Below are 11,680 nucleotides of genomic sequence, written 5' to 3'. Positions count from 1 at the left end.
TCAGAAGCGCGCACGCACGCCGCCGAAGGCCGACCGGCCGTAGGTGCCATAGCCATGGACCGTGGCATATTTCTCATCGGTCAGATTGTCGATGCGGCCGTAGATCTCCAGATTTTCCCGGATCGGGAAGGATGCCCGCACGTCCGTCACGGCATAGCCGTCCAGCCGGATCGCGTTGGTCGCATCGTTGAAGCTGTCGCCCACCATCGTCACGGTCGCGCCGGTCGACAGGCCGAAGGGCCAGACATAGTCCGCCGAAACGCTGACCGCATCGGCGGCGCGGCGCGGCAGCCGGGCGTCGGTATTGCGGTCGCGCGCATCGACATAGCTGTAGGCGGCGGTGACGGTCAGCGCATCGACGGGCTTCAGGGCCAGCATCGCCTCCACCCCCTTGGCGCGGGTGCGGTCGAGATTATTGTAACCGCCGTAAAGACCGATCGAATAATCATAGTTGATCTGGTCTTTGGTGTCGCGGCGGAAAGCCGTGACGGAGAGGATCGCCCGGTCGCCGTCCAGCCTTTGGTCGAAGCCGATGTCGTAGCTTTTCGACCGCTCCGGGCGCAGGCCCGCATTGCCGACGTCGGCGCCGTAAAGCTGGTAGAGCGAGGGGGCCTTGAACCCCTCCCCATAGCTCATGCGGATGTTGGTCGCGCCGGCGTTGGGCGTGTAGTTCGCATTGGCGCCGAAGGTGGTCGCGCCGCCGAACTGGCTGTGATCGTCATGCCGCGCGCCGGCGGTCAGCGACAGGCCGGCGACCGGCTTCACGATGGCCAGCGCATAGACGCTGTCCATATCGGCCCGGTGGCTTTCGGTCGAGCCGAAGCCGGAGAAGTCATAGTCGGGCCGTTCATGTTCATAGCCGAAGACCATCTTCGCCTGATCGACCGGCTGATAGACGCCCTCATATTCGAAGCGCAGATTGGTGCCCGAATAGCCATAAGGGCCGAATGCGGATGTATAGTCGCGGTCCATGCGGAACCAGGTCACGGCCGCCCGGCTGGTGAGCCTGCCGTCGAACAGCGACAGGTTCAGACCGGCATAGCCGACATATTGATCGGATTTCGAGCTGTCGGCGGTGCTGTCCACCACGCCGTTGTCGGTATCCAGATCGGCATGGATATAATAGCCGCGCAGGTCGAGGCTGAGCGTATCGGTAAAGGCCAGCTTGAGCTTGGCATTGGCGGCGATATTCTCATACCCGTCCTTTTCCGTGCCGCTGGCGGCGGAGGAAATGCCGTCGGTGTTGAAATAGGCGATGCCGACGCCGCCCGAAGCGATGCCGCTGCCGCCCGAAACATCCGCCTTGGCGTTCAGCGTATTGCTGTAACCGTAATCGACCGAGGCATTGCCCGCGAAACCGGCGGCAGGCGTGCCGGTCATGATGTTGACGACGCCGCCTATGGCCTGGCTGCCATAGGCGATGGAGTTGGACCCCCTCAAAATTTCGATTCGCCGGATATTGCCGGTCAGCAGATTGCCGAAGTCGTACATGTCGCCGATGCCGCTGGTGTCGTTGACCTTGACCCCGTCGATCAGCACCAGCGTCTGCGTCGTTTCCGCCCCGCGCAACGAAACCCCGGTCACGCCGCCAAGGCTGCCGCTGCGGTTGAAGCGCACCCCCGGCGTGGTGGCCAGCAGGTCGACGACGCTGACGCTCTGGCGGGTGCGGATGGTGTCGGCGTCGATGACCGTGACCGCCTGGCCGACCTCGTCGCGCGGCTGTTCGATGCCCAGCGCGGTGACGATGATCTCATCCTCCGCCAGGGCGGGAGCGGCCGCGAGCAAGGCGGCGATGGAAATGGAAATCCTCAACATGTCTATATTCCCCCAGAGCGCCGGTGCAACATGGCTCAGGGCGTCCGCTCGCGCGGCCGGACGGGGGAAATGGCCGGCGCTCGCGCCCTCCCCCCGCACCGATGCGGCCCTGCGCCGCTTCGTCGCTCAGACGGAGAACACCGTGCCATGGCCATACCCTGGACCAAGGCAAGAGCGACCATGCGCCGGCAGGTCTCCTGGCTCGCGGGTCAATGCGGCGATGCACGCCTTCCCGGACTTGCGTCCAGTGGCCGGCCCCTGGGCCGAAGTGCATCGCGCTCACCGCTTACAGTTGCAGGGACAGCCGCGGAATAGGACGGTTTCCCGTCCGCACCGCATTCCCGTTTTCAGCCCCCTTCGGGGCACCGGCGCGATCTTCTTTTTGCGCGCGAAGGCATTGCCCCGCCCGCGTCCCGCGCCATAAGGGAAAGCGGCGGCCATGCCAAGAGGCAGCCATGGAAGGAGATTGCATGCCGTTCGCCATCAGCCCCGCCGATGTCGAGGATGCGGCGCGGGTCATCGCCCCTGCCGCCATCCGCACGCCGCTGCTGGAAAATGCGGCGCTCAACGCCCGCTGCGGCCGGCGCGTGCTGGTGAAGTTCGAAGGCGCGCAGCACAGCGGATCGTTCAAGTTCCGCGGCGCCTACAACCGGCTGGCCCGCCTGGGCGCGGCGGAGCGAAAGGCGGGGGTCGTCGCCTGGTCTTCGGGCAATCATGCGCAGGGCGTGGCCCTTGCGGCGCGGTTGCTGGGCATGGCGGCGACGATCGTGATGCCGGCCGACGCGCCCGCGATCAAGACGGCGAATACGCGGGCGCTGGGCGCCGATGTCGTGCCCTATGACCGCTTCACCCAAAGCCGGGAGGAAATCGCCACGAGGCTGGCGAACGAACGGGGCGCGGTGCTGGTGCCGTCCTTCGACGATCCCTTCATCATGGCCGGCCAGGGGACGATCGGGCTGGAGATCATGGAACAGGCCGCCGAAGCAGGGGCGGAGATCGGCCAGATCCTCGTCAATTGCGGCGGCGGCGGCATGGTGTCGGGAATCGCGACCGCCGTGAAGGCGCGCCAGCCCGGCGTGGCGATCCTGGCGGTGGAGCCGGAAGCGTTCGACGATACGGCGCGCTCGCTGGCGAGCGGCGTGCGGGAAAGCGTATCGCCCGATGCGCGGTCGATCTGCGACGCCCTGCTGTCTCCCGCGCCGGGGGCGCTGACCTTTCCCATCAACCGGGCCTATCTGTCGGGCGGCCTTGCGGTGAGCGACGATCAGGTGCGCGACGCGATGCGCTTTGCCTTTTCGGCGCTCAAGCTGGTGGTGGAGCCGGGCGGGGCCGCGTCGCTGGCGGCGATGCTGGCCGGGCTGGCTCCGGATGCCGAGGGGGCGAGCGTCGTGGTGATCTCCGGCAGCAATGTCGATCCCGACAGCTATGCCCGGATCATCGCGGGCGGCGCATGATGCGGCTGATGGGGGCGGTTCTGGCCGGCGGGCGGTCCAGCCGGTTCGGCAGCGACAAGGCGCGGGCGATGCTGGATGGGCGCAGCCTGCTGGAGCATGCGGTGGCGGCGCTGGGGCGGCAGGTCGAAACCGTGGCGGTCTGCGGCCGGCAGGTGGAGGGGATGATCGGGCTGGCGGATCGGCCGGCTGCGGACATGGGGCCGCTTGGGGGCCTGAACGCGGCGCTGCATCATGCGCGGGCGCAGGGTTATGACGCGGTGCTGACGACCGGATGCGACGTGCCCGCCTATCCGGACGGGCTGGCGGAGGCGTTGATCGGACAGGGAGCCGCCATCCTCAAGGGGCAGCAGCTGATCGGCTTCTGGCCTGCTTCGCTGGCTGGCGAGCTGGACGCGCATCTGGCGGAGGAGAATAACCGGTCGATCCGTGGCTGGCTGGAGCGGGTGGGCGCGCGGATCGTGGAGCGGCCGGAGTTCGTGCTGCCCAACATCAACCGGCCGGAGGATCTGGAGAGACTCACCCGGCCGGGTCGAGACGGTCGTCAGGCGTGAAGGCCAACATGCGCGGCGAGGTCGGCAGGCGCATGCGTCCCGGCCACCGCCTCCCCGATCAGCAGCAGGGTCGGGTCGTCGTCGCTGATCGTCCGCACCAGAAAGGCGAGCGCCGACAGCTTGCCGCGGATCAGGCGTTCATTGGGCAGGGAGACGTTGACCGCCACCATCACCGGCGTTTCGGGATCGCGTCCGGCGGCGATCAGGCAGCGGCCGATCTCGCCCGCCGCCGCGCGGCCCATATAGATGCCGAGCGTGCCGCCCGGACGGGCCAGCGCTTCCCAGTCGAGCCGCAGCGGCTCGCCCGCCTTGAGATGCGCCGTCACCAGCGTCAGCCCCCGCGCCACGCCGCGCAGGGTGAGCGAGGCATGGCCGCTCGCCGCCGCCGCGCTGGCCGTGGTGACGCCGGGGCAGATGCGCACGGCAACGCCCGCCTCCGCCAGATGGGCGATCTCCTCCGCCGAGCGGCCGAAGACCGAGGGGTCGCCGCCCTTGAGGCGGACGACGCGGCGGCCCGCCCTGGCGGCCGCGAGCAGCAGGTCGTTGATGCTGCCCTGCGCCTTCGAATGGCGGCCCGAACGCTTGCCGACGCTGACCCGCTCGACGCCTGGGGGGATGAGGTCGATCACGCCCGGCCCGACCAGCGCGTCGTGGAAGACGACATCCGCCGCCGCGATCAGCCTTTCGGCCTTGCGGGTGAGCAGGTCCGGATCGCCCGGCCCCGCGCCGACCAGCCAGACCTGTCCGGGGGCGATAAGATCATTCGGCTGCATGAAGCGTCTCCTGCATGTTTTGGGCAAGGATATTGGCGAGCGCGGGCCGGCACGATCCGCAATTGGTGCCCGCGCCCAGCGCCCTGCCGATGGCGGGCACATCGACCAGTTGCCGTTCGCGGATCGCGGCGACGATCTGGTTGAGGCCGATGTCGAAGCAGACGCAGACGGTCGCGCCCTTGTCTCCAGCGGCGCCCGGTCCCCGCGCCGCGAGGACGGAGCCGCCCACCCCCTCTGCCTGCAACTGGCCGATCAGCCAGTCGCGCGAGGGCAGCAGGCCGCTGCGCGTCACGAACAGCACGCCGTTCAGCCTGCCTTCGCCGATGGTCGCGATGCGGCGCGTGCCGCGCGATGCGTCCATCGCCTCGACGCGGTCGCCCTTCGGAAGAAAGGCGTCGAGGCGGGCGGGGTCGCCATTGCCGGCGATTTCGTAGAGCGCGCCGCCCGGCACGGCGATGCGGGTGGACCAGAGGCAGGGCAGCTTCACCGGCTGCCCGATCCCTTCCCGATCGCGCAGGATGAGGAAACCGCTCCACCCGGTCGCGACCTTCCCGATGCTGGCCGGGGTGGATTTGAAGCCCGGCTGGCCCGAATGGGGATCGACCAGCGGACGCGGGAGCAGGCCGGTGCGCCCGCCGCTGGACGTCTGGTCCGTCCAGTGGATCGGGGTGAAGATTTCGCCGCGCCGCTGGCCTTCGTTCAGGCTGACGCGGAAGATGCTGTTGCCCTGCGCCGTCTCGACGCGGGCAAGGTCGCGGTCGGCAATCCCCAGCGCCGCCGCGTCCCGCGGGTGGATTTCCACCAGCGGCTCTTCGCGATGGCGGGCGAGTTTCGGGGACAGGCCGGTGCGGCTCATCGTGTGCCACTGGTCGCGATAACGGCCGGTGTTGAGCGTCATCGGCCACTGTTTCAGCGGCTCCTGCATGTCCATCTGCTTCGTCAGGACCAGCCGCGCCCGGCCGTCCGGCGTCGGGAAGCGGCCGTCGGCAAAGGGCGTGCCGCCCCAGCGGAAAGGCTCCATGGCGTCATAGGCATCATTGCCGATGGCGGCCCAGGCGCGCAGGTTCAGCACCCGCTGCCCATCATTGCCATAAGCGGTGAGCCGCGCATGTTCGCGCCAGATGTCGGCGGGCCGATCATAGGCGAAGGCATTGCGCCACCCCATGCGGCGGGCGACCTCCTTGACGATCCACCAGTCCGGCTTCGCCTCTCCGGGCAGCGGCAGGAAGGGGCGCTGGCGGCTGATCGTGCGGTCCGAATTGGTGACGGTGCCGTCCTTTTCCCCCCAGCCGGCGGCGGGCAGGCGGACATGGGCATGCGCGCCCGTATCGGTGTCGGCCATGATGTCCGACATGACGACGAAGGGACAGGCGGCCAGCGCGTCCCTGACCCGGTTCGCGTCGGGCATGGAGACGGCCGGGTTGGTCGCCATGACCCAGAGCGCCTTGATCCGGCCCTCATCCACGGCGCGGAACAGGTCGACGGCCTTCAGGCCCGCTTTGGTCGCCATTTTCGGCGCGGCCCAGAAGCGGCCCACCCGCGCCACATTGTCCGGCGCGAAGTCCATATGCGCGGCGAGCGTCGAGGCGAGGCCGCCGACTTCCCGCCCGCCCATGGCGTTGGGCTGGCCGGTGATCGAGAAGGGCGCCGCGCCCGGCTTGCCGATGCGGCCGGTGGCGAGGTGGACGTTGATGATCGCGTTCACCTGATCGGTGCCGCGGATCGACTGGTTGATGCCCTGGCTGAACAGCGTCACCGCGCGCGGCGTGGCGGCGAACAGCGTGTAGAACTGCTCCAGCAGCGCGGGCGCGACGTCGCAGGTCTTCGCGGTCGTCCAGAGATCGTGCCCGGTGCGGACATGTTCCCAGAAACCCTCGGGCGCGCTGACATGATCGGCGAGGAAGGCCGGATCGGTGAGCCCCTGCTGCGCTATCCAGGCCAGCAGGCCGTTCATCAGAGCAACGTCGGTGCCGGGCTTCACCGGCAGATGCAGATCGGCCCCTTCGCAGGTTTCGGTGCGGCGCGGGTCGATGACGACCAGTTTCGTGCCGCGCGCGGCGCGGGCCGCCTGTATGCGCTGATAGACGATGGGGTGGCACCAGGCGGTGTTGGAACCCACCAGCACGATCAGATCCGCCTGCTCCAGATCGTCATAGCTGGCGGGCACGACATCCTCGCCGAAGGCCCGGTTGTGTCCGGCGACGGCGCTGGACATGCAGAGGCGGCTGTTGGTGTCGATGTTCGCCGAACCGATAAAGCCCTTCATCAGCTTGTTGGCGACATAATAATCCTCGGTCATGAGCTGGCCGGAGACGTAGAAGGCCACGCTGTCGGGACCGTGGCGGTCGATGGTTTCGCGGAATTTCCGCGCTACCAGGTCCAGCGCCTTGTCCCAGCTTGCGCGCCTGTTGCCGATCATCGGGTGCAGCAGGCGGCCGGTCAGGCCCACCGTCTCGCCCAGATGCGTGCCCTTGGAACAGAGGCGGCCGGCATTGGCGGGATGCGCCTCATCGCCCTTGATTTCGGCCGAGCGAGGCCCGGTCGGCGTGGCCGAAATGCCGCAGCCGACGCCGCAATAGGCGCAGGTGGTGCGGACATTTGTCATAGCCCCTCCCTTGAAAGGGAGGGGAGAAAGGAGATTGGCCTTCATGCAGCCGCCTTGAGCGAGGCCGGGCGGGCGATGAGGATGCGGCCGCCCTCCTGCTTGACCGCGACGGTCGGGGTGCAGCCCTCGTCATTGCCCTGCGCTTCACCCGTCTTGAGCGCGATGTTCCAATTGTGCAGCGGGCAGGCGACGCTGTGGCCGTGAACGATGCCCTGACTCAGCGGGCCTTTCTTGTGCGGGCATTCGTTGATCAGCGCGAAGACTTGGTCGTCGCCGGTGCGGAAGACAGCGATTTCCTTCTGCCCGGCAATCCGCACCGTGCGGGCGCCGCGCTGGGGAATGTCGGCCAGCGTTCCGATGTCGATCCAGTCGGTCATGTCGTTCACTCCGCAGCGATGGCGCCAAAGGGCATTGGGGGTTCGAGGGGCTGGTGCAGTTCGCTGTCCGCACCGGCTGCGCGCTGCGCCCAGGGATCATCCTGGGAGAAGCTCTGCGAATAGAGGAAGCGGCTGCGCAGCGCCTCGCGGCCTGCTTCGTCCTCGACGATCCGCTGTTTCACATAGTCGACGCCGACGCGCTCTATCCACGGCGCGGTGCGCTCCAGATAGCGGGCTTCCTCGCGGTAGAGCTGGATGAAGGCGGCGCAATGATCGAGCGCCTCCTGCTCGGTCGCGACCTTGCAGAGCAGGTCGGTGGCGCGGACATGGATGCCGCCATTGCCGCCGACATGAAGTTCATAGCCCGAGTCGACGCAGACCACGCCGAAATCCTTGATCGTCGCCTCCGCGCAGTTGCGGGGGCAGCCCGACGCCGCGATCTTGAACTTGTGGGGCATCCACGATCCCCAGGTCATCCGCTCGATCCTGACCCCCAAGCCCGTGGAATCCTGCGTGCCGAAGCGGCACCATTCGGACCCGACGCAGGTCTTCACGGTGCGCAGCGACTTGCCATAGGCATGGCCCGACACCATGCCGGCGGCGTTGAGATCGGCCCAGACGGCGGGCAGGTCTTCCTTCCTGATGCCGAAGATGTCGAGCCGCTGGCCGCCCGTCACCTTCACCATGGGCGCGTTGTACTTCTCGACCACGTCGGCGATGGCGCGCAGTTCCCTGGGGCTGGTGAGGCCGCCCCACATGCGCGGCACGACCGAATAGGTGCCGTCCTTCTGGATGTTGGCGTGCATCCGTTCGTTGACGAAGCGGCTCTGCTGGTCGTCCCGATATTCGCCGGGCAGCGCGCAGAGCAGATAATAGTTCAGCGCGGGGCGGCAGGAGGAGCAGCCGTCCGGCGTCGACCAGTGCAGCAGTTGCATGACTTCCGGGATGGAGCGCATATTCTGCGCCACGATTTCCCGCCGGACATCGTCATGGGTGAAGCTGGTGCATTTGCACAGGGTCTTCGGGCCGGACTGGACCTCATCGCCCAGCACGACGCTCAGCAGATTTTCGACAAGGCCCGTGCAGGAGCCGCAGCTTGCCGACGCCTTGCAGGTGGCGCGCACCGCGTCGAGGCTGCATGCGCCCTTTTCGATGCAGGCGACCACCTGGCCCTTGGCTACGCCGTTGCAGCCGCAGATCTCGGCATCGTCCGAGAGCGCCGCAACGGCGGCCTTAGGGTCCAGCGCGCCCCCTCCCGAGGCGCCAAGGGCGGCATAAGCCTGACCGAAGATCAGCAGGTCGCGAATGCCGCTGACATCCTCCTCGCGCTTCAGCAGGTCGAAATACCAGCCGCCATCGACCGTGTCGCCATAGAGCACCGCGCCCACGATCCTGTCGTTCCTGACGACGACGCGCTTGTAGACCCCGCGCGAGGCGTCGCGCAAGACGATGTCCTCGCACCCCTCTCCGCCCGAAAAGTCGCCGGCGGAGAAGACGTCCAGGCCCGCGACCTTGAGCTTGGTGGAGGTGACGGAACCCCTGTAGCCGCTGTGCCGGTCGGTCAGGCCGTCAGCGAGGCTGCGGCACATCTCCCACAGCGGGGCGACGAGGCCGTAGACATTGCCGTCATGCTCGACGCATTCGCCGACAGCGAGAATATCGGGGTCGCTGGTGACCATATGGTCGTCGACCCTGATGCCGCGATCGACCTCCAGCCCGGCTTCGCGGGCAAGAGCGGTCGAGGGACGGATGCCCACAGCCATCACCACCAGACTGGCGGGGATTTCGCGGCCGTCCTTCAGCCGGACGCCCTCGACCTTGCCGTCGCCATAGATAGATTCGGTGTTGGCGCCGGTCAGGATGGTCTGGCCCCGGCCCTCCAGAGCAGACTTCAGCAGCCAGCCCGCCGCTTCGTCGAGTTGCCGCTCCATCAGCGTGTCCATGAGGTGGATGACGGTCACCTTCATGCCGCGCAGGGTCAGGCCATGTGCGGCTTCGAGGCCGAGCAGGCCGCCGCCGATCACCACCGCGTCGCCGCCCTTTCCGGCGGCCTCCAGCATGGCGTCGACATCCTTCATGTCGCGGAAGCTGATGACGCCGGGCAGGTCCTTCCCCGGAACCGGGATGATGAAGGGGTCGGACCCGGTGGCGATGAGCAGCTTGTCATAGCCGACGGTGCGACCCGATTGGCTCGTGACGGTCTTTCCGGCGCGGTCTATCGCCGTCACCGGATCGCCCGCGATCAGTTCGATATTGTTGTCGCTGTACCAGTCGCGGCTGTTGATGATGATGTCGTCGAAGCTCTTTTCCCCGGCCAGAACCGGCGAGAGCATGATGCGGTTATAATTTACATGGGGCTCCGCGCCCAAGATGGTGACGCGGTAACGGTCCCTGTCCCGCGCCAGCAGTTCCTCGACCGCGCGGCAGCCGGCCATGCCGTTGCCCACCACCACCAGATGTTCGCGAACATCGTCCGAAGGCGTGAAGAGCGCCTCTTCACTGGCCGTTTCCGGTCCGGCGTTGTTCTGAAAATCCATCCTTCGACTCCAGAAAAGAAAAAGGCCGCCATCCGGACCCCCGGTCCTGAAACCGGAAGTCTGGATGGCGGCCTTGCCATCATAAGCGCCTTGATCGTCCGTCTGTGGACCACCGCGGCTATGGAAGAAGGACAACCCTGTCCCTTGCATTGCAGCATATGCTCTTGACGATTCGGGTCAAGCGATTCCTCGCAGCACGATGTATTTTTGTTGCGGCGCCCCTGCGCCTTGCCGCAGGCGCGAAAAGGGCGGCGGCCTGTCGTGGGCCGCCGCCTCCCTCTCCTTGCCGTAACCCGGTCAGATGCGCGCCGCGCCGGTCCAGGTCGCGCGCCAGCGGGCGCGGACCAGCGTGATGCCGAGGAAGGCGGCCAGCGCAAGGCCCGCGAAGATCAGGAAGCCGGGCGCGAAGCTGCCGGTGAACTGTCTGGCGATGCCCAACGACGAGGCGAGATAGAAGCCGCCAATGCCGCCCGCCATGCCGACCAGCCCGGTCATGACGCCGATTTCCGCCTGAAAGCGCTGCGGCACGAGCTGGAAGACCGCGCCGTTGCCGACGCCCAGCGCCAGCATCGCGGCGACGAAGAAGCCCAGGGCGGAGAGCAGCGTCGGCGCATAGGCGACGCCCGCCAGAGCCAGCGCGGCAGCGATATAGACCATCATCAGCGCCTTGACGCCGCCGATCCGGTCGGCCAGCGCGCCGCCCATCGGGCGCACCAGCGACCCGGCGAAGACGCAGCCGGCGGTGCAATAGCCCGCGACCACCGGGGTAAGGCCGAATTGATCGGTGAAGTAGATCGGCAGCGAGGCGGCCAGTCCCACGAAACCGCCGAAGGTCACCGAGTAGAAGCCCATCAGCCACCAGGCGTCGGCGCTTTTCAGCGGATGGAAATAATCGACCAGCCGCTTGGGCGCGGGCGCATCGGGCGCGTTGCGGGCCATGACCATATAGAGGATGAAGACGATGGTCAGCGGAATGCAGGCAAGGCCCAGCACCGCGTTCCAGCCGAACAGCCTGGCCAGCATCGGCGCGAACAGCGACGCCAGCACCGTGCCGGAATTGCCCATGCCGGCAAGGCCCATCGCCTTGCCCTGATGTTCGGCGGGATACCAGCGGCTGGCGAGCGGCAGCGCGATCGCGAAGCTGGCCCCGGCAAAGCCCAGGATCACGCCCAGCGCCAGCGTGCCGCCGAAGCTGTCGACGCCGAGAAGCCATGCCGTGAAGAGGCCGAGGATGACGACCACCTGGCTGATCGCCCCCGCCTGCTTGCAGCCGATCCGATCGACCAGCAGGCCGTTGACGACCCGCAGCACGGCGCCCGCCAAAGTCGGGACGGCGACCATCAGCCCCTTTTCGGCCGGCGTCAGGCCCAGGCTTTTGGAGATGGAGGGCGCCAGCGGCCCCAGCAGCACCCACACCATGAAGGCAAGGTCGAAATAGAGGAAAGCGGCGATAAGCGTGGGCGTGTGCCCGGCCTTCCAGAAACTGGTCTGGCCGGCTTCTCCTTCAACCCCCGGAGCCTGGTCCTCCGGACGCTCCCAATATGCAGTTGCCATGATGACGTCCCTCG

8 protein-coding genes and 1 riboswitch are annotated in these 11,680 nt (G+C 67.4%); of the genes, 2 read left to right on the top strand and 6 right to left on the bottom strand.

Annotation, left to right across the window (positions count from 1 at the left end):
- A complete protein-coding gene (locus K7W03_RS01675; protein ID WP_222885385.1) occupies positions 1-1,815 on the bottom strand; it encodes a TonB-dependent receptor plug domain-containing protein in 1,815 nt (604 codons plus the stop codon).
- A 169-nt stretch (positions 1,816-1,984) separates the two neighbouring features.
- Positions 1,985-2,200: riboswitch (cobalamin riboswitch) on the bottom strand.
- A gap of 85 nt (positions 2,201-2,285) precedes the next feature.
- Here K7W03_RS01675 and K7W03_RS01670 point away from each other — a divergent pair.
- Together K7W03_RS01670 and K7W03_RS01665 are read left to right on the top strand one after the other, a co-directional pair.
- Entirely contained in the window at positions 2,286-3,269 is a 984-nt protein-coding gene (locus tag K7W03_RS01670; protein WP_222885384.1) for a threonine/serine dehydratase, read from the top strand.
- The gene (locus K7W03_RS01665; protein ID WP_082718793.1) at positions 3,269-3,820 is read left to right on the top strand and encodes a molybdenum cofactor guanylyltransferase; all 552 of its coding nucleotides are present in this window, start codon (positions 3,269-3,271) and stop codon (positions 3,818-3,820) included. The genes K7W03_RS01670 and K7W03_RS01665 overlap by 1 nt, the downstream gene beginning before the upstream one ends.
- Here K7W03_RS01665 and cobA read toward each other — a convergent pair.
- From cobA to K7W03_RS01640, 5 genes are all read right to left on the bottom strand, one after another.
- A complete protein-coding gene (gene cobA / locus K7W03_RS01660; protein ID WP_099186131.1) occupies positions 3,811-4,593 on the bottom strand; it encodes a uroporphyrinogen-III C-methyltransferase in 783 nt (260 codons plus the stop codon). The genes K7W03_RS01665 and cobA overlap by 10 nt on opposite strands.
- Complete coding sequence (locus K7W03_RS01655) at positions 4,580-7,198, bottom strand: nitrate reductase (protein WP_222885383.1); 2,619 nt, start codon at positions 7,196-7,198, stop codon at positions 4,580-4,582. Before K7W03_RS01655 ends, cobA begins: the two co-directional genes overlap by 14 nt.
- Before the next feature lie 41 nt (positions 7,199-7,239).
- The gene (gene nirD, locus K7W03_RS01650; RefSeq protein ID WP_222885382.1) at positions 7,240-7,575 is read right to left on the bottom strand and encodes a nitrite reductase small subunit NirD; all 336 of its coding nucleotides are present in this window, start codon (positions 7,573-7,575) and stop codon (positions 7,240-7,242) included.
- 5 nt (positions 7,576-7,580) lie between these two features.
- Positions 7,581-10,112, bottom strand: a complete 2,532-nt coding sequence (gene nirB, locus K7W03_RS01645; protein ID WP_222885381.1) for a nitrite reductase large subunit NirB — start codon at positions 10,110-10,112, stop codon at positions 7,581-7,583.
- Positions 10,113-10,409: 297 nt separating this feature from the next.
- Positions 10,410-11,666 (bottom strand): nitrate/nitrite transporter, encoded by a 1,257-nt coding sequence (locus tag K7W03_RS01640; RefSeq protein WP_222885380.1) that lies wholly within the window; start codon positions 11,664-11,666, stop codon positions 10,410-10,412.
- Between the last annotated feature and the right edge of the window lie 14 nt (positions 11,667-11,680).

It is taken from the genome of Sphingobium sp. PNB (assembly GCF_019873065.1).
Lineage (GTDB): Bacteria > Pseudomonadota > Alphaproteobacteria > Sphingomonadales > Sphingomonadaceae > Sphingobium > Sphingobium fuliginis.
Note: the sequence above shows the minus strand (reverse complement) of the source record. Positions and strands in the feature narration are given on the sequence as shown.

Bases quoted from the DNA above. Each gene is read 5' to 3' on its own strand.
- K7W03_RS01655 (WP_222885383.1), bottom strand. From the start codon at position 7,198: ATGACAAATGTCCGCACCACCTGCGCCTATTGCGGCGTCGGCTGCGGC.
- K7W03_RS01665 (WP_082718793.1), top strand. From the start codon at position 3,269: ATGCGGCTGATGGGGGCGGTTCTGGCCGGCGGGCGGTCCAGCCGGTTC.
- cobA (WP_099186131.1), bottom strand. From the start codon at position 4,593: ATGCAGCCGAATGATCTTATCGCCCCCGGACAGGTCTGGCTGGTCGGC.
- K7W03_RS01640 (WP_222885380.1), bottom strand. From the start codon at position 11,666: ATGGCAACTGCATATTGGGAGCGTCCGGAGGACCAGGCTCCGGGGGTT.
- nirD (WP_222885382.1), bottom strand. From the start codon at position 7,575: ATGACCGACTGGATCGACATCGGAACGCTGGCCGACATTCCCCAGCGC.
- K7W03_RS01675 (WP_222885385.1), bottom strand. From the start codon at position 1,815: ATGTTGAGGATTTCCATTTCCATCGCCGCCTTGCTCGCGGCCGCTCCC.
- nirB (WP_222885381.1), bottom strand. From the start codon at position 10,112: ATGGATTTTCAGAACAACGCCGGACCGGAAACGGCCAGTGAAGAGGCG.
- K7W03_RS01670 (WP_222885384.1), top strand. From the start codon at position 2,286: ATGCCGTTCGCCATCAGCCCCGCCGATGTCGAGGATGCGGCGCGGGTC.